This is a genomic window from Delftia lacustris, from assembly GCF_040267515.1.
GTDB lineage: Bacteria > Pseudomonadota > Gammaproteobacteria > Burkholderiales > Burkholderiaceae_C > Comamonas > Comamonas tsuruhatensis.
The window spans coordinates 2,302,286-2,328,804 of sequence record NZ_CP141274.1 but is presented as its reverse complement, the minus strand read 5'-3'; the positions used below and the strand labels follow the sequence as shown (position 1 = coordinate 2,328,804).

Sequence of the window (26,519 nt, the reverse complement as noted above, 5' to 3'; positions counted from 1 at the left end):
GGCCGTCAGCCAGCGCTCATGCGCGCCGTCGAAGGAGAAGGACATGAAATGCAGCTCGCGCGAGTTCGCCCGCATGCCGTAGATCCCGGCCGTGGCCGCGCAGTGCATGGCCAGCGGCCCGTGCTCGACCACCACGCCCTTGGGCTGCCCGGTCGAGCCCGAGGTGTAGATCACATAGGCCAGGTCGCGCTCGTGCACGGCATGGGCCGGCGCCGCGTTGCAGGCCTGGGTGAAGTCCACCTCCTCGGCCACCACCAGATGGGCCACGGCCGGCGTGCCCAGCTTGTGCAGCGCCGACCTGTGGGCGATCAGGTGGGAGGCACCGCTGTCTGCCAGCATGAACCTCTGGCGTTCGGCCGGCGACGCCGGGTCCAGGGGCAGGTAGGCCGCGCCCGCCTTGAGCACGGACAGCAGGCAGATCACCATTTCCAGCGAACGCTCCATGGCGATGCCGACGATGGCGCCGCGCCCCACGCCGGACTGCACCAGGCGGTTGGCGAAATGGTTGCTGCGCGCCTGCAGCTCGCCATGGCTGATGGTCTGCTCGCCCATGAGCAGCGCCACCGCACCCGAGTCCCGGCGCGCCTGCAGCGCCATGCAGGCATGCACGGGCAGGAACGGCGGGCGGCAGGCATCCGTTCCTGTGCCCGTGCCCGTGCCCGTGCCCCCCGGCCCATCGCGGCCGGGCTCGGGCAGCAAGGCGATGTCCCGCAGGCAGTGCATGCCCTCGCCCGCCATGGACGCCAGCACCTGCACCAGTTGCCGCAGCAGTGCCTGCACGGCGTCATCGCCGAAGCTGCTCCGCTGGTAGATCATCTTGAGCGACAGCACATCGCCCAGCCGCACCTCCAGGTCCATGGGATAGGAGGTCACGTCGATGGCATGCGTCACCGCAAACCGCAGATGCGGGTCGTCATGCGCGGACAGCACCGCATCCATGGGGTAGTTCTCGAACACCAGGATGCTGTCGAACAGGCCGCGCTGGCCCTTGCCCGCCCAGCGCTGGATGTCCGAAAGCGACGTCTGCTCATGCTCGCGCGAGGCCAGGTTCTGTGCCTGCAGCGTGCGCAGCCAGGGGCCCAGCTCCAGCGCGCCGTCGCAGGCCACGACCACCGGCAAGGTGTTGATGAACAGCCCCTGCATTCTTTCCACGCCGGCCAGCTCGGGCGGGCGGCCAGCCACCGTGGCCCCGAAGGCCACCGTGGCCTGGCCCGTGTACCGCGCCAGCACCAGCGACCATGCGGCCTGCACCAGGGTGTTGGCCGTCACGCGCTCGCGCTGGGCAAACTCCACCAGCTGCTGCGTGACACCGGCATCCAGCGCGGCGCCGGCCTCGTGGTGCCCCTGACGGGCTGCAGGCAAGGCACCAGGCCGGACAGCAGGCCGGGCAAGCGCATCCACCAGCAAGGTGGGCTCGTGCAGCGGCTGCACCAGGCGCCTCCAGTAGGCCTCGCTGGCCCCGTGGTCCAGGCCTTGCAGCCATGCGATGTAGTCGCGGTAGCTGGTGTCCACGGGCTCCACGGCAATGCCCTTGTAGTCGCGCAGCACCTCGCCCAGCAGGCTCGATGAACTCCATCCGTCCGTGAGCAGGTGGTGGGCGGTCCAGATGCAGTGGTGGCTGCCATCGGACACCCGGACCAGGGCCAGCCGCATCAGCGGCGGCTTGCTGAGGTCGAAGGCCGCGAACTGCCCGGCGGCCAGGGCATCCAGGGCCCCCGCCACATCCTCGCTGTGCCGGCAGTCATGCTCGGTGATGTCCAGCAGGACCTGCCGGGCCACCCATTGCAGCGGCAGGGACGCATCGGCCAGGAAGCCGCTGCGCAGCACGGCATGGCGGTCCAGCACCGCCTGCCAGGCCTTTCGGAAGCGCGCGGCATCCAGGCCATGCGCGTCGATGCGCAGCTGGGTGACATAGGACAGCCCCGAGGGATCGGACAGGCTGTGGAACAGCATGCCCGACTGCATGGGAGACAGCGGATAGAGGTCCGCCAGATTGCCCGCAGGCAGGTCCAGGCCGTCCAGCTGCGCCTGCGTGACCCGGGCCAGCGGGAAGTCCGAGGGCGTCACCCCCTGCGCGCCACTCAGGCAGTGGTCGATCAGGCCTTCCAGCTCCTGCCGGTAGCGCCCCATCCAGGCCTGCACATCGGCGGTGTCGTGGCGCGCCGTGCTGAAGGCGGCCGTCATCACCAGCTCGCCGTCGTACACGCGGCCATTGATGGTGAACTCGTGCGACAGCGGCGCCGAGGCGTCGGCCGGCATGCCGCTGCCCTCGGCAGCCGGCAGCCATTGGGCCGCGCTGTCAAAGCTTGCGTCGAACTGCCCCAGGTAGTTGAAGACCAGGCTGGCCTGGGGCAAGGCCCGCATGGCCTGCCTTTGCTGCGCCGTGCCCAGGTACTTGAGCACGCCATGGCCCAGGCCGTGCAGCGGCACTTCGCGCAGGCTTTGCTTGACGCGCTTGAGCGCGTCGCCCGGGCCTGTGCCCGCATCGAGCGCCACCGGGAAGACGCTGGTGAACCAGCCCACGGTGCGCGAGACGTCCACGCCGGCCGACAGCTCCTCGCGGCCATGGCCCTCCAGGTCCACGAGGATGCGCTGCTGCCCGCTCCACGCGCACAGGGCGCGCCCCAGGGCGGCCAGCAGGATGTCGTTGATCTGCGTCCTGTAGGCCGCCGGCACGCGGCTGATCAGGGCCTCGGTGCGCTCGCGGTCCAGCCGCAGCTCGACGCTGGACTGCCATGCCAGGGTGTTGGCCCCCCCGGGGCGGGCACAGGGCAGGCTGGCCGGCACCTGGGCCAGCGCCTGCCAGAAGGCCAGCTCGCCGCCGCATTGCGCGGCATGGGCCTGCAGCGCCTGCGACCAGCGCTGGTAGCTGGCGGTCTTGTGGACCCTGGCGGGCTCCAGGCCCTGCAGCCGGCTGGCATAGGCCGAACGCAGGTCTTCGAGCAGGATGCGCCAGGAGACCCCATCGACGACCAGGTGGTGGGCCACCAGCAGCAGGCGCCAGCTGCCGTCGCCCACCTCGATGCACAGCCCGCGCAGCAGCGGCCCGTGGACGATGTCCAGGCTGCGCTGCGCCTGTTCGCACAAGGCCTCGATCGCGCCGGCATCCCGTGCCTGGCGCACCCACAGCAGTGCCTGCAGATCGGCCTCGGACGGGCTTGCGTAGGCCTGCTCCCAGGTGCCCTGCGCCGTGGGGCGAAAGCGCAGGCGCAGGCTGTCGTGCCGGGCCAGCAGATCGGCCAGGGCCTGGCGCAGCGGCGCAGGCTGCAGCGGCTGCATGCTGCGCAGCAGCAGGGCCTGGTTCCAGTGGGATCGCTGCGGCACGTCCGTTTCGAAGAACTCCGCCTGAATGGGCAGCAGGGGAACGCTCCCCTGGACCGGGGTCTCCTGCTCCACGGCCTCGTCCTGCACGGGCTCGGCCACACGCGCCAGCTCGGCAATGCTTTGCCGCTCGAACAGCTGCCGTGGCGACAGCTTCCAGCCGAAGCGGCGCAGGCGCGAGACGATCTGCAGGCTGAGGATGGAATCACCGCCCAGCGCGAAGAAGTTGTCGCTGCGCCCCACCCGCTCCAGGCCCAGCACCTCGGCCCAGATACGGGCCAGCAGCGCCTCCAGTTCGCCCTCTGGCGCCTGGCTGGCGGCTGGCATGCCGAACGCGGGCAGGGCCTGCCGGTCCAGCTTGCCGTTGGCGTTCTGCGGCAACTGGTCCAGCACCATGATGGCGCCCGGCACCATGTAGTCGGGCAGTACCGTGGCCAGGCGCTCGCGCATCTCCTGCCCGTCCAGGGTCCGCCCGCTGCGGGCAGACACATAGGCCAGCAGCCGCGTGCCCGCCGGTCCCTCGCCGGCCACGACCACGGCCTCGCGCACATCGTCCAGCGCCAGCAGTTGCGACTGCACCTCGCCCAGCTCGATGCGCAGGCCGCGGATCTTGACCTGGTGGTCCACCCGCCCCAGGTACTCCAGCTGGCCCTGTGCATTCCAGCGCACCAGGTCGCCCGTGCGATAGAGTCTTGCGCCATCGTGGCCGAAGGGGTCGGCGACAAAGCGCTCCGCGCTGAGCCCTGCCCGGTTCAGATAGCCGCGCGACAGCAGGGGGCCGCCTATGCACAGCTCACCGGCCACGCCCAGGGGCACGGGGCGCATCCGGTCGTCCACCACCCACATGTGCCGGCCCGCCAGGGGCCGGCCTATGGGAAGGTCCTGTGACGGCAGCGCCTGCGGCGCCGCGCCGGCGCCTTCCACCAGGCCGGTGCAGTCGAAGAGGGAGGCCGTGACGGTGGCCTCGGTCGGGCCATAGGCATTGAGCAGCCTCACATGGCCCAGCCCGGCATCGCGCCAGGCCTGCAGGCCGGCGCCCGGCATGGCCTCGCCGCCCACATGCACCTGCCTGAGCCGCCCGTACCCGCGCAGGCCCTGGCGCGCAAAATCCTGGACCAGCAGCAGCCAGTAGGCGGTGGTCAGATCGGCCACGCTGATCTGCCTGGCCATGAGTTCCCTGTGGAAGGTGGCGCTGTCCCAGAGTTCGGGCCCGCGCAGCACCATGGCCGCGCCGGCCACCAGGGGCGCGAACAGCTGCTCGATGCAGCCATCGAAATTCAGCGTGGCGAACTGCAGCACGCGGTCCTGCGGCGACAGCGCGGCAAAGCCGACGGCCAGCTGCGCCTGCTCGGCCAGGCAGCGGTGGGAGATGCCCACGCCCTTGGGCCGTCCGGTGGAGCCCGAGGTGTAGATCACATAGGCCAGGCATTCGCCATGCACGGCGGCACCGGGGTTGTGGTCGGGCCCCGGCATCGCGCCGATGGCATCCAGGTCCAGCGCCTTCACGCGACCGGCCACCTCCAGCCCCAGGCGGGACTGCGTGAGCAGGCAGGCCATGCCGCTGTCCTCGACCATGTGGGCCAGGCGCTCGGCCGGATAGCCGGGGTCCAGGGGCACATAGGCCGCGCCCGACTTGAGCACGGCCAGCACGGCCACCACCATCTCCACCGAGCGTTCCACCGCAATGCCCACGCGCACCTCCGCGCCCACGCCCTCGGCGATCAGGCGGTGCGCAAGGCGGTTGGCACGCCGGTTGAGCTGCGCATAGCTGATGCATTCGTCGCCAAAGACCAGGGCCGTGGCCTGGGGCCGCTCGTCCGCCTGCTGCTCGAACAGCCTGTGCACCAGGGGCTGGACGTCGCGGCTCTGCGGGTTGCATCCAGACTGCACCGATTGCGCCCATTGCGTCAGCTGCGCCCATTCGTCCCGGTCCAGCAGCTCGATATCGCAGGCCGGCAGCGCGGGCGTTTCGGCCAGGGCCGCAACAATGCCTTCCACGGCGGCCAGCATGTAGGCGCACAGGCGCTGCGCGCCCACGGCCTTGCTGGCCTGCCCGACCAGGCGAAAGCCCTGGCCCAGGTCATCGATGGACATGTCCACCGGATAGTTGGTGCGCTCCTGCCCGCCCAGGGCCGTCATGCCTTCCCACGCGCCCGAGGCTGCGTCCGCTGCGGCGCCCTCCTGCGGCGCCACGCTGTAGCGGTAGTTGAGCAGGGCCGAGAACAGCGGCGTCCCCCCCGCCAGAGCGCTGCAGCGCTGCGCCAGCGACAGCGTGGCGTGCTCGTGGTGCATCAGCCCCGTCAGCCCCGCATGCGTCTCATGCAGGCAGTCCTGCACGCTGCGCCCGCCCAGCCGTATGCGCAGCGGCAGCGTGTTGATGAACATGCCCAGCGCGCTGTGCGCGCCCTCCCCGCCCTGCATGCGGCCAAAGAGCACGGTGCCGAACACCACGTCGTCCTTGCCCGTGGTCCTGCCCAGCACCAGCGCCCAGGCCAGGTGGAACAGGCTGGCTGCACTCACCCCATGGCGCTGCGCCTGCCGGCGCAGCTCGCGCGACAGTTGTGCATCCAGCGCAAGCCTGGCCTCCTCCACTGCGCTCCCATCGCCCTGCACATCCAGCAGGCCAAACGGCGCCGTGGGTTCATCCACATCGCCGAGCATGGCGCGGAAGAAGTCCTCATGCTCGCTGGTGCTCACGCCCAGGCGGGCCTGGGCCACGAAGCGCCTGAACGGCAGGGGCCTGGGCAACTCCGCCTCGCGGCCCTGGGCCATCAGCGCGATCTCCTCGACGATGCGTTCCAGCGTCGTGTGGTCCAGCACCAGATGGTGGGTCAGCAGCTGCAGCAGCCAGCGCCCGTTGGGCGCATCCTGCGCCGCCACGGCGCGGATCATGGGCGCGCGGCGCACATCGATGCGCTGCACGCGCGGGTCCAGGCGCTTCTGCAGCACGGCGGCCACATCGCCTTCGCCTTCGCCCTCGCCCTCGCCCTCGCCCTCGCCCTCGCTTTCACCAGGCTCCAGCCAATCGACCAGCACCTGTGCCTGCCGGCAGACCACCTGCACAGGCTCGGCCAACCCCTCCCACACCACGGCCGTGCGCAGGATGTCGTGGCGTGCGATGACCCGGTTCAGGTGGGCCACAAAGCCCAGCAGCCGCTCGCGCGTGTCGAAGCCCAGCAGCGTGGGCGTGGCGTAGGCGTCGCCCTGCGGGTGCAGCGTGTGGTGGAACAGAATGCCTTCCTGCAGCGGCGCCAGCGGATAGATGTCCTGGATGTTGGCCGCGCCACCGGGCACGGCGGCCTCGACCCGTGCGATCTCCTGCACGTCCAGCGCCACCAGCGTCAGCATGGCGGGCGTGATGGCCGTGCAGCCTTCGGGAATGCCATTGGGCGGCACCTGCACCTGGGCAGCGCCATCCGCCTGCATCAGCTGCGCCGCAAAATCCGCCAGTTGCGGATGCTGGAACAGGCTGCGCACCGAGGCCGACAGGCCATGCGCACGCATGCGTTCCAGCATGCCCATGGCCAGCAGCGAGTGTCCGCCCAGCTCGAAGAAGTTGTCGCGCCGCCCCACGCGGTCCTGCCCCAGAAGCTCGGCCCATATCGCCGACAGCTGCTGCTCCACCCCGTTGTGCGGCGGCTCGTATCCACGCTGCGCCCATTCGGGCTGCGGCAGGGCCTTGCGGTCCACCTTGCCGTTGGCATTGAGCGCAAGCGCAGGCAGCACGACGATGGCCGAAGGCTGCATATAGTCCGGCAGCCGCCCGGCCAGCGCCTGGCGCAAGGTTTCGGCCAGCCCCGCATCGGCGTCCGGGCCGGCCACATAGGCGACAAGGCGTGCGCCCGCCGCGCCCGATGTGGCTTGTGCCGCGACCACCACGGCCTCGCGCACGCCGGGCTGGGCCAGCAGATGGGCCTCGATCTCGCCCAGCTCGATGCGCAGGCCGCGGATCTTCACCTGGTGGTCCAGGCGCCCCAGGTACTCGATCTGGCCGTCGCCGTTCCAGCGCACCAGGTCGCCCGTGCGGTACAGCAGGCCGCCCTGTGTGTCCAGCGGGTCGGCCACAAAGCGCTCGGCCGTCAGTGCGGGGCGGTTCAGATAGCCGCGCGCCAGGCCCATGCCGCCCAGGTACAGCTCGCCGGCCACACCCCGTGGCGCCGGCCGCATGGCGCAGTCCAGCACATAGGTGCGGATGCCGCTGATGGGCTGGCCGATGGGAACCTGGCGCCGCCCGTCGTCGCGGCAGCGCCAGTGGGTGACGTCGATGGCCGCCTCGGTCGGGCCATAGAGGTTGTAGAGACCGGCCCCGGGCAGGAGCCTGAAGACGGCGTTCTGCGCCTCGGCCGGCAGGGCCTCGCCGCTGCACAGGATGCGCCTGAGGCCCGTGCATGCCGCCACGCCCGCGTGCGCCACAAAGGCCTGCAGCATGGAAGGCACGAAGTGCACGGTGGTGACGCCATGGTCCGTGATCAGCGCCACCAGCCTTGCGGGGTCACGGTGATCGCCAGGCGCGGCCATCACCAGCCGGGCGCCGGCCATCAGGGGCCAGAAGAACTCCCAGACCGACACATCGAAGCTGAACGGTGTCTTTTGCAGCACGGCGTCCGAGGCATCGAGCGCATAGGCCTGCTGCATCCAGGCCAGCCGGTTGTGCAGGGCCGCATGCCGGTTGGCCGCGCCCTTGGGGCGGCCCGTGGAGCCCGAGGTGAAGATCACATAGGCCAGATGCTCCCCATGCACGGCAACCACCGGGTTGCGCTGCGATTCACCGGCCACATCGATGCGGTCGATGTCCAGCCACTGCAGATCCTCGCCTGCGGGCAGGCGCTCGCGCAGCGCGCTGTGGGTGAGCAGGCGCCGCACGGCGCCGTCTTCGATCATCTGCGCCAGCCGTTCGGGCGGGTGATCGGGGTCCAGGGGCACATAGGCGCCACCGGCCTTCATGATGGCCAGCAGGCCCACCACCATCTCGATGGACCGCTCCATGGCGATGCCGACCCGGGTCTCCGGCCTCACGCCCAGGGCCATCAGCCGGTGGGCCAGCCGGTTGGCGCGGCGGTTGAGCTGGTCGTAGCTCAGCACCTGATCGCCAAAGACCAGCGCCACGGCATCCGGCCGTGCCTGGACCTGGCGCTCGATCAGCTGGTGCACGGGCTGCATTCCGGGCTCGGCTCGGGCGCCCAGGCTCCAGGCCTGCAGCTGCGCCCATTCCTTGCCGTCCAGCATGTCCAGCGCCGCAGCCTCCAGGCCGGGCTCGCTTTCCAGCGCGTGGACCAGGGAGGCCACGGCCGCCGCCATGTATCCACACAGCCGTTCAGCCCCCAGAGCAGCATCGGCCTGGGCCACGATGCCAAAGCCTTCGCCCAGGTCATCGATGGACACGGTCACGGGGTAGTTGGTGCGCTCCTGCCCGCCCAGCGCCGTCATGCCTTCCCACGCGCCCGCTGCGGCTCCCTCCTGCGGGGCCACGCTGTAGCGGTAGTTGAGCAGGGCCGAGAACAGCGGCGTTCCCCCCGCCAGAGCGCTGCAGCGCTGCGCCAGCGACAGCGTGGCGTGCTCGTGGTGCATCAGCCCCGTCAGCAGTTCATGCGTCTGGCGCAGGCAGTCCTGCACGCTGCGCCCGCCCAGCCGACCGCCCAACCGTATGCGCAGCGGCAGCGTGTTGATGAACATGCCCAGCGCACTGTGCGCGCCCTCCCCGCCCTGCATGCGGCCAAAGAGCACGGTGCCGAACACCACGTCGTCCTTGCCCGTGGTCCTGCCCAGCACCAGCGCCCAGGCCAGGTGGAACAGGCTGGCCGCACTCACCCCATGGCGCTGCGCCTGCCGCCGCACGCTGCGCGCCAGGGGCTCGTCCAAGGCCATCCTTGCCTCCTCCACCGCGCTGCCGTCCCCCTGCACATCCAGCAGGCCAAACGGCGCCGTAGGCTCATCCACATCGCCGAGCATGGCGCGGAAGAAGTCCTCATGCTCACTGGTGCTCACGCCCAGCCGGGCCTGGGCCACGAAGCGCCTGAACGGCAGGGGCCTGGGCAGCTCCGCCTCGCGGCCCTGGGCCATCAGCGCGATCTCCTCGACGATGCGCTCCAGCGTCGTGTGGTCCAGCACCAGGTGATGCGTCAGCAGCTGCAGCAGCCAGCGCCCGTGGGGCGCATCCTGCGCCGCCACGGCGCGGATCATGGGTGCGCGGCGCACATCGATGCGCTGCACGCGCGGGTCCAGCACGGCCTGCAGCCGGCTGGCCACATCCGTTCCTTCCCCTTCACCTTCGCTCTCCTCCAGCCAGTCGAGCAGCACCTGTGCCTGCCGCCAGACCACCTGCACGGGCTCGGCCAGCCCTTCCCACAGCACGGCCGTGCGCAGGATGTCGTGGCGTGCGATGACCCGGTTGAGCCGTTGCACAAAGCCCAGCAGCCGCTCGCGCGTGTCGAAGCCCAGCAGCGTGGGCGTGGCATAGGCGTCGCCCTGCTGGTGCAGGGTGTGGTGGAACAGAATGCCTTCCTGCAGGGGCGCCAGCGGATAGATGTCCTGGATGTTGGCCGCGCCACCGGGCACGGCGGCCTCGACCCGCGCGATCTCCTGCACGTCCAGCGCCACCAGCGTCAGCATGGCGGGCGTGATGGCCGTGCAGCCTTCGGGGATGCCGTTGGGCGGCACCTGCACCTCATGCCGGGGCAGGCCCTGCTCGCGGCGCAGCGCCAGTGCCAGATCCGCCAGCCGGGGGTGCTGGAACAGCGTGCGCACCTGCGTCACCCAGCCCTGGGCGCGCATGCGCTCCAGCAGCTTCAGGGCCAGCAGCGAGTGCCCGCCCAGCTCAAAGAAATGGTCGTGGCGCCCCACGCGCTCCACGCCCAGCACCTCGCTCCAGAGTGCGGCCAGACGCTGCTCGCCGTCGCCCACGGGCGCCTCGTAGTGCAGGCTGGCCAGCAGTTCAGGCTCGGGCAAGGCGGCCCTGTCCACCTTGCCATTGGCATTCAGGGGAAGGCGGTCCAGCACCATGATGGCGGCCGGCACCATGTAGTCCGGCAGTTCAAGGGCCAGGCGCTCGCGCAGTTCGGCCGCCGTGACCTGCTGCCCTTCATGCGCCGAGACATAGGCCGCCAGGTGCATGCCCGCCGGGCCCTTGCGGGCCACGACCACGGACTCCCGCACCTGGGGCTGGGCCAGCAGCCGGGCCTCGATCTCGCCCAGCTCGATGCGAAAGCCCCGGATCTTCACCTGGTGGTCCAGGCGCCCCAGGTACTCCAGTTGGCCTTCGTCGTTCCAGCGCACCAGGTCGCCCGTGCGGTACAGGCGGCCGCCGCCCTGGTCGAACGGATCGGCGACGAAGCGCTCGGCGCTCAGGCCGGGCCGGCCCAGGTAGCCCTGCGCCAGCGCCTGCCCGCCCAGATAGAGTTCGCCGGCCACGCCTGCGGGAACCAGTCCCAGATCCTGGCCCAGCACCAAGGCCTTGGTCGCGCTGACGGGGCGGCCGATGGGGACCGGGCTGCGGCCATCGTCGCGGCAGGTCCAGTGCGTCACGTGGATGGCGGCCTCGGTCGGGCCGTAGAGGTTTTGCAGGCTGACGCCGTGCAGGCGGCGCAGGGCCTCGCGCTGTGTCTCGGCCGGCATGGCCTCGCCGCCGCAGATCACATAGCGCAGGCGGGTCTCCTCCTCGATGCCTTCATGGGCCAGAAACGCCTGCAGCATGGCCGGCACGAAGTTCAGCGTGGTGATCTGGTGGCGGCGGATCAGCGCGACGATGCGCTCGGGATCGCGGTGGTCGCCGGGCCGGGCCACCACCAGGCGCACGCCCGCCGTCAGCGGCCAGAAGATTTCCCAGGCCGAGACATCGAAGCCGAAGGCCGCCTTGTGCAGCACCGCGTCGGCCCGCGTGAGCCGGTAGTGGTCCTGCATCCAGGCCATGCAATTGGACAGCGCGGCATGCCGGTTGGCCGCCCCCTTGGGCCGGCCGGTGGAGCCCGAGGTGTAGATCACATAAGCCAGATGGTCGCCATGGACCGCCACGCCGGGATTGTGGTCAGGCCCTGCGTCCAGGTCCAGATCGTCGAGCTCGACCACGTTCAGCGCCTGCGCGAACGGCAGGCGCTCGCGTGCCTTGCGCTCGGTCAGCAGCAGGGCAATGCCGCTGTCCTGGGCAATGTAGGCCAGGCGGTCCACCGGGTACTCCATGTCCAGCGGCACGTAGGCGCCGCCGGCCTTGAGCACCGCCAGCAGCCCGGCCACCATGTCCATCGAGCGCTCCAGCGCAACGCCCACGCGCACGTCCGGCCCCACGCCCAGGGCCATCAGCCGGTGGGCCAGCCGGTTGGCCCGGGCGTTGAGCCGGGCCGAGGTCAGCGCCTCGTCGCCATGGACCAGGCAGACGGCATCGGGCTGCTCCCGCACGCGGGCCTCGAATTCCCGGTGCACGGGCAGGGCCTGGGGATGGGACTTGCCATTGAGGCTCCACTGCAGCAGCCTGTCCCGTTCATGCGCGGGCAGCACCGCAATCGCGGTCACGGGCTGGCCGGGGTCGCGCGCCAGGGCATCGGCCAGGCCGTCCAGCGCCTCGTGCATGTAGCCGCACATGCTGTGGGCATTCACCGCATCGATCACATGCGCGATCAGCGTGAAGCCCTCGCCCGTGTCGTTGACCGACAGGCCGAACGGGAAGTTGGTGCGCTCGTGGCTTTGCAGTATCTGCACGCCGCTCCAGGCATCGCCAGCGTCCGCGTCCTGCAGCGCCGTGTGCCGGTAGTTGAGCAGGGCCGTGAACAGCGGCGCCCCGCCGGCCAGGCCGCTGCAGGACTGGGCCATCGACAGGCTGGCATGCTCGTGCTGCAGCAGGTCCGTCAGCGCGGACTGGGTCTGGCGCAGGGCCTGGGCCACGCCACATCCGGCCAGGCGAACGCGCAGCGGCAGCGTATTGATGAACATGCCCAGCGCGCGGGCCGCGCCCTGCTGCGCCTGCATGCGGCCAAACAGCACGGTGCCGAACACCACGTCGTCCCTGCCGCTGGTCCTGGCCAGCACCAGGGCCCAGGCCAGGTGGAACAGCGCGGCGGCGCTGACGCCGTGGCGCCGGGACTGCTGCCGCAACCGGGCGGCAAGGCCGCCGTCAAGCACCTGCCGCACCTCGTTCGTGCGCGCTCCGTCGCCCTGGACGTCCAGCAGCCCGAAGGGCGCCGTGGGCTCCTGCACATCGCCCAGCATGGCGCGGAAAAACGCCTCATGCCCGGCCGTGCCCTCGCCCGAGCGCGCCTGGGCCACGAACTGGCGGAACGGCAGCGGCCGGGGCAGCGCACTGGAGCGGCCCTGCTGGATCAGCGCGATCTCGCCGATCACCTGCTTGAGCGTGGTGTTGTCGTCCACCATGTGATGGGCCAGGATCTGCAGCAGCCAGCGCTGGCCCGGCGCGTCCTGCGCGGCCACCAGGTGGATCAGCGGCGCCTTGCGCAGGTCGATGCGGTAGCCCTGGGCGCAGGCGGCCAGCCGGGCCAGCGCGTCCTGCGCGTCCTGCGCGTCCTGCGCGTCCTGCGATGATGCCGCCGTGCCGCCCCCCTCCAGCCAGGACAGCGGCAGGCGGGCCTGCCGGCAGACGACCTGCACGGGCGTCGCCAGGCCCTCCCAGAACACGGCCGTGCGCAGGATGTCATGCCGCGCGACCACCTGGTCAAAGCTCTCGGCAAACCGCTGCAGCCGCTCGCGCGAGTCGAAGCTCAGCGTGTGCGAGGTGACATAGGCATCGCCCTCGGACTGCAGCAGGTGGTGGAACAGAATTCCCTCCTGCAGCGGCGCCAGCGGGTAGATGTCCTGGATATTGGCTGCGCCACCGGGCACCGCCTGCGCAATGCGAGCAATCTCCTCCTCATCCAGCGCCACCAGGGTCAGCATGTCCGGCGTGATCGCCGTGCAGCCTTCGGGGATGCCGTTGGGTGGCACATCGATCTCGCCGGCCACCTCCTCCCCTTGCTCACCCTGCTGCTCCTGCTGTTCCTCCAGTACCGCCTGCGCAAACTCCGCCAGCCTCGGATGCTGGAACAGCGTGCGCACCTGCACGCGCAGGCCCTGGGCGCGCACACGCTCCAGCAGGCCCAGGGCCAGCAGCGAATGCCCACCCAGTTCAAAGAAGCCGTCCTGCCGGCCCACGCGCTCCACGCCCAGCACCTCGGCCCAGATCTTCGCCAGCGTTTCTTCGAGTTCACCTTGCGGTGCCTCGTATTGCTGCGCACTCGCCATCTCCGGCTCGGGCAGCGCCTTGCGGTCCACCTTGCCGTTGGCCGTCAAAGGCAGGGCATCGAGCACGACGATGGCCGAGGGCACCATGTAGTCGGGCAGCGCCTGGCCCAGTCGCCCCTTGAGCAGACCCTCTGCGATTTCTGCATTCAGCGACACATAGGCGATCAGTCTGGCACCGCCCGCCCCCTCCTTGGCCAGCACCACCGCCTCGCGCACCTCAGGCTGGGCCAGCAGTTGCGACTGCACCTCGCCCAGCTCGATGCGGAAGCCCCGGATCTTGACCTGCTGGTCGGCACGGCCCAGGTATTCGAGTTCGCCCTGAGCGTTCCAGCGCACCAGATCGCCCGTGCGGTACAGGCGCTCGCCCCTCTCGCTGAACGGGTTGGCAATGAAGCGCTCTGCCGTCAGCCCTTGCCTGTTGAGATAGCCGCGTGCCAAGCCCTCGCCCGCCACGTACAACTCTCCCGCCACACCCTGCGGCAGCAGGTTCAGGCTGCCGTCGAGCACGTACAGGCCCAGGTCCGGAATCGCCACGCCCACGGGGCTGCGTCCGCCCTCCAGATCCTTCCGGGTGATCTCCCGGTACGTCACATGCACCGTGGTCTCGGTGATGCCGTACATGTTGACGAGTTGGGGGCTCTGGTCACCGAAGCGGTCGAACCAGGGCCGCAGGCTCTCGGGCTCCAGCGCCTCGCCGCCGAAGATCACCTGGCGCAGCGCCAGGCCAGCACTGCCTTCTTCATCCTGCTCCACGGCATGCACCAGTTGCCCGAAGGCCGAAGGTGTTTGATTGAGAACCGTTACGCGCTCCGCACGCAGCAAAGCCAGGAAGTCCTGGGGCGAACGGCTGACCCAGTAAGGCACCACCACCAGCCTGCCGCCCGTGCACAGGGCGCCAAAGATCTCCCAGACCGAGAAGTCGAAGGCGTAGGAGTGGAACAGGGTCCAGACATCGTCAGGCCCGAAGCCGAACCAGGCATCGGTGGCGTCCAGCAGCCGTGCCACGTTGCGGTGGCTCAGTTGCGCGCCTTTGGGTTTGCCTGTCGAGCCCGAGGTGTAGATCACATAGGCCAGACTGTCGGCCGAGACTTCAACCTGCGGATCGGTATCGGGTTCGCCCGACAGGTCCAGCATGTCGATCTCCAGCACCTGCAGCGCAGCAGCGCCGGGAATGCGCTCGCGCAGCGCAGCCTGCGTCAGCACCAGAGAGATCCCGCTGTCGGCCACCATGTGCGCCAGCCGGTCGGCAGGGTAATCCGGGTCCAGCGGCACATAGGCGCCACCGGCCTTGAGGATGGCCAGCAGTCCCACCACCATCTCCACCGAGCGCTGCATGGCAATGCCCACGCGTGTCTCCGGCCGCACGCCCAGGGCGATCAGACAGTGGGCCAGGCGGTTGGCCTGGGCGTCGAGTTCGGCGTAGGTCAGTCGTGCGGACTCGCAGGTCAGCGCCACCGCATCCGGCCGCTGCTGCGCGCTTGTGGCAAAGCGCTGGTGCAGGCAGGCGGGCTGCGCAGGGTTGAGGGCAGGTCCATTGCGGGTACTGCGGCGCGCACTGCGGTCCAGAAGCTGCGCCTGCTCATCGCCGGGCAGCAGTTGCACCTGGTCCAGCGCGCACTGCGGCGCATGCGCCAGCGCCTGCAGCAGCAGCGACAGATGCGCGCCCATGCGCTGCACCGTGGCCGGCTCGAAGCGCTCGCGCGCATAGGCAAAGCCCAGCTGCAGGCTGCCGTTGGCGCGGCGGCTGGCGTGCAGGGTCAGCTCGAACTGGGCGGCCAGGCCGTCCAGCTCCAGCTTCTGGATCTCCAGGCCCGCCAGGCCGGCGGCCTCTTCGTGCTGGTAGTTCAGCATCACCTGGAACAGCGAGCTGCCGTCCAGGCTGCGGCGCGGCTGCAGCGCCTCGACCAGTTGCTCATAGGGCAGGTCCTGGTGGGCCAGGCCCAGGCGGACCCGCTCGGACAGCTGGGCCAGCAGCTCCTGCAGGCGCATGCGGGGATCGAGCCGGCCACGCATCACCAGCGTGTTGACGAAGAAGCCGACCAGCGGCTCGGCCTCGGGCTGGTTGCGGTTGGCCACGGGCACGCCCACGCGGATATCGGTCTCGGCGGTATAGCGGTGCAGCAGGGCCTGGAACCCGGCCAGCAGCGCCACGAAGAGGGAGGTGCCCTGCTCGCGGGCGCGCTGCTCCAGTCCGGCCACCAGGCTGGCGGGCAGATCCAGCCGGTGCCAGGCGGCATGCCAGCGGGTCTCGGCGCCCGGCGCGCGGGCATGGTCGGCGGGCAGTTCCAGATGCAGGTCCTGCCCCCCGGCCAGTTCGGGCAGCCAGTAGTCCAGCAGGCGCTGCCTTTCCCCGGCCTCCAGCCAGTCGCGCTGCCAGGCGGCGTAGTCGGTGTAGGCAATGGGCAGCGGCGGCAGGCGGGTCGGGCGCTGCTGCACCAGTGCCGCGTACAGGCCGGCGAACTCCTCCAGCAGGATCTGCATGGAGCGGCCGTCGGAGATGATGTGGTGCATCACCACCACCAGCAGGTGCTGGCGGCTGTCCAGGCGGACGGCGGCCACGCGCAGCAGCGGTCCGCGCGTCAGGTCAAAGGGCGTGAGGCACAGGCGCGAGGCTTCGGCCAGGGCCCGTTCGCGCCGCTGTGCGGCAGGCAAGGGGGTCAGGTCGATCAGCGGCAGCTCCAGGGCCAGCTGCGGCACGATGCGCTGCCGCGCCAGGCCGTCGGGGCTTTCCTCGAACACCGTGCGCAGTCCGCCGTGGCGCTCCAGCAGCACGCCGAACGCCTGCCGCAAGGCCGCCAGATCCAGCTCGCCATGCATCCACGAGGCCTGGGCGATGTGGTAGGCCGAGCTTTGCGGGTCCAGCTTCCACAGGAACCACTGGCGCAGCTGCGCATGGGACAGGGCTTCGGTCTGGTCGGGCGATGGTGCGCGCACCGGGATGGGGAAGTGCGAGAGATCCAGTCCCTCGGCCCGGATCTTTTGCAATGCAAGCGTGCGCTGGGCAGGGCTCAGGCTTGCAAAGCGCTCGGCGATTTGGCGCAGGCGGCCACGGTCCATCAGATATCTCCCAGAGTTTCGAGAAAGGAATCCAGCGCATCGAGCGCCTGCGCATCCGCGCCTGTCGTGCCTGTTGCACCCGCAGCACCCGCAGCATCCGCGCCGCCATGGGCCGGCAGGCGCACCAGGCCCGCCATGTCCTGCAGCACCGGGGTGCGGAAAATGTCCTGGGCGGTCAGCCCCGCAGCGCCTGCCCCCTGCAGCCGCGCCAGCAGTTGCACCACCTTGAGCGAGTGCCCGCCGCGCTCGAAGAAGCTGTCGCGGCGGTCCACGCGGCCACCGCCCAGCAGCTCGGACCAGAGCCCGGCCAGCATTTCCTCGGCCTGCCCCGAAGGCGCCTCGTAGGACGGGCCGGACGGTGCCTGCGCCGCAGGCAGCGCGGCACGGTCCACCTTGCCGCTGTTGTTCAGCGGCAGCGTGTCCAGCACCACGATGGTGGATGGCAGCATGTAGTCGGGCAGGCCGCTGGCCAGTCTTGCGCGCAGTGCCGCAGCGTCCAGGGGCGGGCCTGCATGCAGCGGTGCATGTAGAGATACGTGCGCCACAAGGCGCGTATCGCTGCCGGACCCCGCTGCCGTGACCACGGCCTCGCGCACCTCGGGCTGGGCCAGCAGTGCGGCCTCCACCTCGCCCAGCTCGATGCGGTGGCCGCGGATCTTGACCTGGTGGTCCAGCCGGCCCAGGTATTCGAGCGCGCCATCGGCATTGCGGCGCACCAGGTCGCCCGTGCGGTACAGGCGTTCGCCAGCCGCGCCCGGTCCCGCGAAAGGATCGGCCACAAAACGCTCTGCGCTCAGGCCCGGCCGCTGCCAGTAGCCGCGCGCCAGGCCCTGGCCGCCAATGAACAACTCACCGGCCACGCCTTGCGGCACGCAGCGCAGTCCTTCGTCAAGCACCAGCAGCCGGGTGGCCGCGATGGCCTGGCCCAGCGTGGCGGCATCGCCCTGCACCTGCTGCAGGCTGGACCAGATCGTGGTCTCGGTCGGGCCGTAGAGGTTCCAGAGGTCTACGCCCGCCGCGCGCAGCAGGGCGATCAGGTCCGGCGCAAGCGCCTCGCCGCCGCACAGCGCCTTCAGCGGCCGTGCCGCCTTCCAGCCACCGGCCAGCAGCAGGCGCCAGCCCGAGGGCGTGGCCTGCATCACGCTGGCGCGGCTGCGCTCCAGCAGCGCCGCCAGCGCGGCCGCGTCGCGCACCTGTTCGCGCCCGGCCACCACCAGCTGCGCGCCCACGGCCAGGGGCAGGAAGATCTCCAGGCCCGCAATGTCGAAGGACACGGAGGTCGTGGCCAGCACCACGTCCTGCGCCTGCAGGCCCGGCTGTGCCGCCATGGACTGCAGGAAGTTGGAGAAGGCCGCATGCCGCACCACCACACCCTTGGGCCGCCCGGTGGAGCCCGAGGTGTAGATCACATAGGCCGCCTGGTCGCCATGCACCTCGACGCGGGGCGCGCGTTCCGTGCCTGCCTGCGGCCCTGGCTCCGTTGCCTCCACTGCCTCCACTGCCTCCGGTACCTCCAGCGCCTCCAGTTCCAGCACCTTCGGCACGCTGGCGGCGAGCAAGGCCAGCCGGCCCGGCGCCAGGCCCGAGGCCAGCGCCAGGCAGGCCCCGCTGTCCTGCAGCATGTACTGCATGCGCTCATCGGGCAGGGCTGGATCGACGGGCACGTAGGCAGCGCCCGCCTTGAGGATGGCCAGCAGGCCGGCCACCATGGCGGCCCCGCGCTCGGCCACCAGGCCCACGCGCTGCCCGGGCCGCAGCCCCTGGGCGATCAGGGCCTGCGCCAGGCGGCTGGCCCGCCGGTCCAGATCGCCGTAGCTGAACACCTGCCCGTCCGCGGCCAGGGCCGGGGCCTGGGGCCGCTGCCTTGCCTGCGCCTCGAACATGCGGTGCACCGGCAAGGCCTGCGGCCAGGAGCGGGGGTTGCCGGCCTGCGCCAGCAGCGCCTGGCGCTCGGCCGGGGGCACCACGTCCAGCGTGCGCAGGTCGCGGCCGGGCTGCTGCTGCAGCGCCTGCACCAGCGCCTGCAGGGCCTGCTGCATGTAGGCGCAGACGCGCCCGGCCCCCACGCTGCGCACCACCTGGGCGACGAGCACAAAGCCCTGGCCGTCGTCATCCACGGCCATGCCCACGGGATAGTTGCTGCGCTCGGGGCGGCCCAGCACCTGCACGCCGGCCCGGGCCAGCTCTTGCGCAGCACCCTCGGCCGCGCCATGCCGGTAGTTCAGCAATGCGCTGAACAGCGGCGTTCCCGCAGGCAGGCCGCTGCAGCGCTGGGCCAGCGACAGGCTGGCATGCTCGTGCTGCAGCAGCGCCGCAAGCGCCGCCGCCGTGCTGCGCAGGCCCTGGAGCACGCTGCCTTCGCCCAGCGGCAGGCGCAGCGGCAAGGTGTTGATGAACATGCCCAGCGCCTGCTGCGCACCGGCGCCGCCGTCCATGCGGCCCATCAGCACGGTGCCGAAGACCGGCTCCTGCCTGCCGCTGGTCCGGGCCAGCACCAGCGCCCAGGCCAGGTGGCAGAGCGCGGCGGGGCTGACCCCGTGCGCACGCGCCTGGCCGCGCATGCCCTGGGCCAGTGGGGCGTCCAACCGCAGGCGGGCCTCCTCCATGCCACGGCCATCGCCTTGCACGTCCAGCAGGCCGAAGGCGGCCGTGGGCTCCTGCACATCGGCCAGCATGCGGCGGAAGAACCGCTCGTGCGCCTCGGCCGCCACGCCCTGGCGCGCCTGCGCCACAAAGCGCCGGAAGGGCACGGGCACCGGCAGCTCGGCCACGCGGCCCTGCTGAAGCCGCAGCACCTCCTGCAGCAGCAGGTCCAGCGTGATGCGGTCCATCACCAGGTGGTGACTCAGCAGCTGCAGCAGCCAGCGGCCTTGCCCGGCATCGTGCGCGGCCCGCGCCCCTATCATCGGCGCCTGCCGCACGTCCAGGCGCAGGTCGTGGCTGCGCAGTTGCTCCAGCATCTGCGGCACCAGTGCCTCATGTGCCTCATCCGCATCAGGCCACTGCAGCTGCAGCGGTGCCTGGCGCAGCACCACCTGCACGGGCTCGGACAGCCCCTCCCAGAGCACGGCCGTGCGCAGGATGTCATGGCGCGCAATCACCTGGTTGAGGCTGTGCACGAAGGATTGCAGCTGCTCGCGCGTCCCGAAGCTCAGCAGGTTGGGCGAGACGAACACATCGCCCCCGGACTGCAGCAGGTGGTGGAACAGAATCCCCTCCTGCAGCGGCGCCAACGGGTAGATGTCCTGGATGTTGGCTGCGCCACCGGGCACCGCAGCGGCAATGCGTGCAATCTCATCTTCATCCAGCGCCACCAGGGTCAGCATGTCCGGCGTGATCGCCGTGCAGCCTTCGGGGATGCCGTTGGGTGGCACATCGATTTCGCCGGCTACCCGCTCCCCTTGCTCACCCTGCTGCTCCTGCCGCACCGCCTGCGCAAACTCCGCCAGCCTCGGATGCTGGAACAGCGTGCGCACCTGCACGCGCAGGCCCTGGGCGCGTACGCGCTCCAGCAGGCCCAGGGCGAGCAGCGAATGCCCGCCCAGCTCGAAGAAGCCGTCCTGCCGGCCCACGCGCTCCACGCCCAGCACCTCGGCCCAGATCTTCGCCAGCGTTTCTTCGAGTTCACCTTGCGGTGCCTCGTATTCCTGCGCACTCGCCATCTCCGGCTCGGGCAGCGCCTTGCGGTCCACCTTGCCATTGGCTGTCAGCGGCAGGGCTTCGAGCACGACGATGGCCGAGGGCACCATGTAGTCGGGCAGCGCCTGGCCCAGCCGCTGCTTGAGCTGGCTTTCCTCCACCGCGTCACGCAGGGAGACATAGGCGATCAGCCTTGCACCATCCTTGGCCAAAACCACGGCCTCGCGCACCTCGGTCTGGGCCAGCAGCTGCGACTGCACCTCGCCCAGCTCGATGCGGAAGCCCCGGATCTTGACCTGCTGGTCGGCACGGCCCAGGTATTCAAGTTCGCCCTGGGCACTCCAGCGCACCAGGTCGCCCGTGCGGTACAGGCGCTCGCCTGCTGACGCGTAGGGATTCGCGATAAAACGTTCCGCGCTCAGACCGGCGCGGTTCAGGTAACCACGTGCAAGGCCCTCGCCCGCCACATACAACTCTCCCGCCACACCCTGCGGCAGCAGGTTCAGGCTGCCGTCCATCACATACAGACCCAGGTCGGGTATCGCCACGCCCACGGGGCTGCGACCTCCGTCCAAATCCGCCTTGGTGATCTCCCGGTACGTCACATGCACCGTGGTCTCGGTGATGCCGTACATGTTGATGAGTCGGGGGCTCTGGTCGCCGAAGCGGTCGAACCAGGGCCGCAGGCTCTCGGGCTCCAGCGCCTCGCCGCCGAAGATCACCTGGCGCAGCGCCAGGCCAGCACTGCCTTCTTCATCCTGCTCCACGGCATGCACCAGTTGCCCGAAGGCCGAAGGTGTTTGATTGAGAACCGTTACGCGCTCCGCACGCAGCAAAGCCAGGAAGTCCTGGGGCGAACGGCTGACCCAGTAAGGCACCACCACCAGCCTGCCGCCCGTGCACAGGGCGCCAAAGATCTCCCAGACCGAGAAGTCGAAGGCGTAGGAGTGGAACAGGGTCCAGACATCGTCAGGCCCGAAGCCGAACCAGGCATCGGTGGCGTCCAGCAGCCGTGCCACGTTGCGGTGGCTCAGTTGCGCGCCTTTGGGTTTGCCTGTCGAGCCCGAGGTGTAGATCACATAGGCCAGACTGTCGGCCGAGACTTCAACCTGCGGATCGGTATCGGGTTCGCCCGACAGGTCCAGCATGTCGATCTCCAGCACCTGCAGCGCAGCAGCGCCGGGAATGCGCTCGCGCAGCGCAGCCTGCGTCAGCACCAGAGAGATCCCGCTGTCGGCCACCATGTGCGCCAGCCGGTCGGCAGGGTAATCCGGGTCCAGCGGCACATAGGCGCCACCGGCCTTGAGGATGGCCAGCAGTCCCACCACCATCTCCACCGAGCGCTGCATGGCAATGCCCACGCGTGTCTCCGGCCGCACGCCCAGGGCGATGAGGCGGTGGGCCAGGCGGTTGGCCCGGGCGTCGAGTTCGGCGTAGCCGAGAACGTGGTGCTCGAAGGACAGCGCCTGCGCCCCGGCTCGCGCCAATGCCTGGCTGGCGAAGCGGCCGTGCAGCGTCTGCGCTGCGGCCGGCCGGCCGGCAGGCAGGCCGGCGGCGCGGCCCCATGCCTGCTGCCTGTGCAGCTCGGCCGCGCCCAGCAAGGCGACCTCGCCCACCTTGCGGGCCGGATCATCGGCCAGCGCCTGCAGCATGGCCACATAGTGGCCGGCCAGCGCGCCGATGGTGGCGGCCTCGAACAATTCGCGGGCATAGGTCAGGCGCAGGTGCAGGCGGCCCTGCGCATCCTCGGTGGTGTCCACGGTCAGCTCGAACTGGGCACCCTGGCCCTGCAGCGCATATTCCTGCAGCTCCAGCCCAGGCAGTTGCTGCAGCGCGCTGCGGTCCTGGCGCTGGTGGTTGAACAGCACCTGGAACAGCGGCTGGGTGCCGGCGTTGCGTTCGGGCTGCAGCGCCTCGACCAGTTGCTCGAAGGGCAGGTCCTGGTGGGCCTGCGCGCCCTGGGCGGCCTGCCGGGCCTGGTCCAGCAGCTGCGCCAGGCCCATGCGCCCGTCCAGCGTGGCGTGCAGAACCTGGGTGTTCACGAAAAAGCCCACCGTGCCCTGTGTTTCCACCCGGTGGCGGTTGGCAATGGGCACGCCCACGCGAATGTCTTCCTGGCCCGTGTAGCGGTGCAGCACGGCCTGCAGGCCCGCCAGCAGCAGCACGAACAGCGTTGCGTCCTGCGCCTGGGCGCGGCGGCGCAGGCTGCCGACCAGATCGGCCGGCAGCTGCAGGCCATGGCTGGCGGCCACATGGTCCGCGCCGGGCCGGCGCGGGTGGTCGGTGGGCAGTTGCAGCACGGGGTGCGTGTCACCCAGTTGGGCGCGCCAGTAGGCCAGTTGCCGCTGCCGCTCGCCGGCCTCCAGCCACTGGCGCTGCCAGGCCGCGTAGTCGGCGTACTGCAGCGGCAGGGGTGCGGCCTGCGGCACCTGTCCCTGGCACCGTGCGCGGTACTGCTGCACGAATTCATCCACGATGATCTGCATGGACCAGCCGTCGGAGACGATGTGGTGCATGGCCACGACCAGCACATGCGCCTCGGCCGACTCCCGGATCAGGCCCACGCGCAGCAGCGGCCCGGCCTGCAGGTCGAAGGGCTGGCGGTGCACGGCGGCCGCCGCCTCGTGCAGTTGCTCCTGGCGCTGCGCAGCGGGGAGTTCGGACAGATCCTTTTGCTCGACCCGCACACTGCCCTGTGCGGCAACCACCTGCACCACCTGCCCGTCCCCGCCCATGCGGAACACCGTGCGCAGCGACTCGTGGCGCGCCACCAGCGCGTCGAAGCTTTGCTGCAGCGCCAGCACGTCGAGCGTGCCCAGCAGACGCAGCGCGCCGCTGATGTGATAGGCCGTACCGGCCGGCTCCAGCTGCCACAGGAACCACTGGCGCAATTGCGCAAAGGACAGCGGCAGCGGGCCACTGCGGTCGGCCCTGGGCAGGGACGCCGCGCCTTCGGTCTGCTCGGCGCCGGCGACCGGCCCCTCCACCAGCCGTGCCACACCCGCCGGCGTCTTGCCCGTGAACAGCTGCTTGGGCGTGAGCTTGACGCCGCGCTTGCGGGCACGCGCCACCAGCTTGAGCGCGAGGATGGAGTCCCCGCCCAGCGCGAAGAAGTCGTCATGCCGGCCCGCGCGCTCCAGGCCGAAGAGGTCGGCCCAGACGGCGGCCAGCGCCTGCTCGGCCTCGCCTTGGGGCGCCTCGAACAGATCGGCGGCCGCCTGCTCCGGCACGGGCAGGGCCTTGCGGTCGATCTTGCCGTTGGCCGTCAGGGGCATGCCTTCCAGCACGGTGATGCTGGCAGGCACCATGTATTCGGGCAGCGCCTGCGCCAGCGCGGCGGCCCACCCCGGCCTGTCGGCGGGCACGCCCGCCTGGGGCACGGCATAGGCATGCAGCTGCATGCGCCCGTCCCCGCCTCCCTCCCCATCCAGCCGCGCCACGACTTCGGCCTGGGCCACGCCGGGCACGGCCTGCAGCGCCAGCGCCACCTCGCGCAGCTCCACGCGGTAGCCTCGCACCTTCACCTGGTCGTCCATGCGGCCCAGGAACTGCAGGCTGCCATCGGCCAGCATGGTCACGCGGTCGCCCGTGCGGTACAGGCGCTCGCCCGGCTGGAACGGGCTGGCCACGAAGCGCTCTGCCGTCTGCCCGGGCCGGGCCTGGTAGCCACGCGCCAAACCGGCCCCGCCCAGGTACAGCTCGCCGCTGGCGCCCAGGGGCACGGGCTGCAGGTCGGCATCCAGCACCAGGGCGCGGCTATTGGCCAGCGGCCTGCCCACGGGCAGGCTTTCGCCGCCGCGCAGTGCCTCGCCCGCCTCCTGGGTGAGGATGCCCACCGTGGTTTCGGTGGGGCCGTAATGGTTGAGCACGCGGCAGCCGGGCCTGAGCGCGGCGATGCGGTCCACCAGCGGCCAGCGCGTGGCCTCGCCGCCCAGTACCAGGCGGCTGGCAGGCAGCACGTCAGCGGGCATGCCGGCGTTCAGCAGCCCCTGCAGGTGGCTCGGCACGATCTTGAGCACGTCCACCCGGTGCTCCGCCATGTAGCGCGCGAAGCCGTCGGGGTCGAAGGCCAGTTCGGGCGCCATCAGATGCAGCGCGCGCCCCGAACACAGCGCACCGAACAGCACGGTGTGCCCCAGGTCCGCCGCCACGGTCGAGACCATGGCCATGCTGCGCGCCGCCTCGGGCAGGTCCAGCCGCTGCAGCACGGCCTGCACATAGTGGGCCAGCGCCCCGTGGCTGACGACCACGCCCTTGGGCTGCCCGGTCGAGCCCGAGGTGTAGATCACATAGGCGCCCTGTGCGGAATGCGGGGGCGCGGCCGGCGGCGCCTGCCCCGCAATGCACGGCTCCTGGCAGGCATTCGGGTCCAGGCTCAGCAGGGGAACGCCCGCGTCCCAGGCGGGCGCCTGCTGGCAGAGCATCAGCACCGCGCCGCTGTCGCGCAGCTGCCAGGCCAGCCGCTGCGCCGGCAGGCCGGGGTCCAGGGGCACACAGGTGCCACCGGCCTTGAGCACGGCGAGCAGGCCCAGCACAAAGGCGCAGCTGCGCTCGGCATGCAGGGCCACGCGCACATCGGCCCCCACGCCGCGCGCCACCAGGGCCCGGGCCAGCTGGTCGGACTGCCGGTCCAGCTGCGCGTAGTCCAGGGCCGAGCCTGCGTCCCTGACCGCCGTGCCATCGGGATGGGCCCGCACAGCGCGCGACCACAGCTGCAGCACGCTGTCGGCGCCAAAGGCCTGCACCGGGCCTGCAGACTCCGACACGCGGCCTGGCAGCGACAGCTCGCACAGCCTGGGCTGCCTGTCGCTGATTGCGCCGGTGACCTGCCGCGCAAGGTCCTGGAATGCGGCGGCCATGTCACGCACCACGGCTTCGTCGAACAGTTCATGGGCGTAGATCAGCACGCAGTCGATGCCGTCCTGCCGGTCGGTGAAGTCCAGGCTCAGGTCGAAATGCGCCTGGCCGCTGGAGACGGCCTGCATGGCGATCTCCAGGCCGGCGATGTGGCGCGCGGCCGATGCATCCTCCTGCTGGGTGCACTTGACCTGGAACAGCGGGTGAACGCCCGGCTGGCGGGCCGGCTGCAGCGCCTCGACCAGCAGGTGGAACGGCAGGTCCTGGTGGGCCTGCGCGCCCAGCACCGCCTCGCGCACCTGCGCCAGCAGCGCGCCGAAGTCCTGCGCGGGATCGATGTGCGTGCGCAGCACCAGCAGGTTCAGGAAGTAGCCGATCAGCCCATGCGTCTCGGCCTTCTGGCGGTTGGCCACGGGCGTGCCCACGCGCAGCTCGCGCGTGCCGCTGAAGCGGTACAGCACCAGCTTGAGCAGGGCCAGCATCACCATGAACAGCGAGGCGCCATGCGCGCGGCCCAGGGCACGCACGCGGGTGGCCAGCGCGGCGGGCAGCGTGAACTCCAGGCGCTGCTCCTGTGCTTCCTGCACGGCCGCCCTGGCCTGCTTCATAGGCAGGGCCAGGGCCTCATGCTCGGTGCCCAGCCGGGCGCGCCAGTAGTCCAGCTGCCGCTCGCGCTCCCCGGCATCGAACCAGCGGCGCTGCCAGACGGCGTAGTCGGCGAACTGCAGGGCCATGGCCGGCAGGCGCGATGGCTGCTGCGTGCGCAGGGCCTCGTACAGGTGGAACAGCTCCTGGATCACGATGCCGTTGGACCAGCCATCGCCCGCAATGTGGTGCAGCGACAGGCCCAGCACATGCTCCTGCGCGCCCAGCCGGCACAGGACGGCGCGCAATGGCGTTTCCGTGTCCAGCGCAAAGGGCTGGCGGGCCAGCAGCAGCACCTGGCGCTGGGCCTCGGCCTGCGGATCGCCGTCCGTCCATGCGCCCAGATCGACATGGCGCAGGGGCACGGGCGCGGCGGGCTGGATGGACTGCCGGGGCTCGCCGTCCTCGCCGGCCGGATAGCAGGTGCGCAGGATCTCGTGGCGCTCGGCCAGGGCCTGCAGCGCCTGCTCCAGCGCCCACGCATCCAGCGGCCCCTTGAGCGACAGCGATCCCACCATGTTGTAGGCGGGGCTGGCGGGCTCCAGCCGCCAGGTGAGCCAGAGGCTGCGCTGCGCGGGGGACAGGGCAATGGCCAGCGTGCGGTCGCAGCGGGTGATGGTATGGGCCGTGTTGCGGGTGTCGCCGTCCGGCAGGCCACCTGCGCCACCTGCGCCAGATGCAGCGGGTGCACCGGATGCACCCCGGAGCCTCAGGGCCAGTGCGGCACGCTGCGTATCGGACAGGCGGGACTTGCGGGAATCGAGATCGTTCAGGGACAT

2 protein-coding genes (1 of these 2 cut by a window edge) are annotated in these 26,519 nt (G+C 70.8%); both read right to left on the bottom strand.

Going from position 1 to position 26,519, the window contains the following annotated elements:
• On the bottom strand, window positions 1-16,599 hold the 5' portion of the coding sequence (locus tag U6958_RS11800) for a non-ribosomal peptide synthase/polyketide synthase (protein ID WP_350337308.1). It extends 1,998 nt beyond the left edge of the window; the window shows 16,599 of its 18,597 coding nt (coding positions 1-16,599); the start codon lies at window positions 16,597-16,599; its stop codon lies beyond the left edge, outside the window.
• Window positions 16,599-26,519: an amino acid adenylation domain-containing protein gene (locus U6958_RS11795; protein WP_350337307.1), complete on the bottom strand. Its 9,921-nt coding sequence runs from the start codon at window positions 26,517-26,519 to the stop codon at window positions 16,599-16,601. The genes U6958_RS11800 and U6958_RS11795 overlap by 1 nt, the downstream gene beginning before the upstream one ends.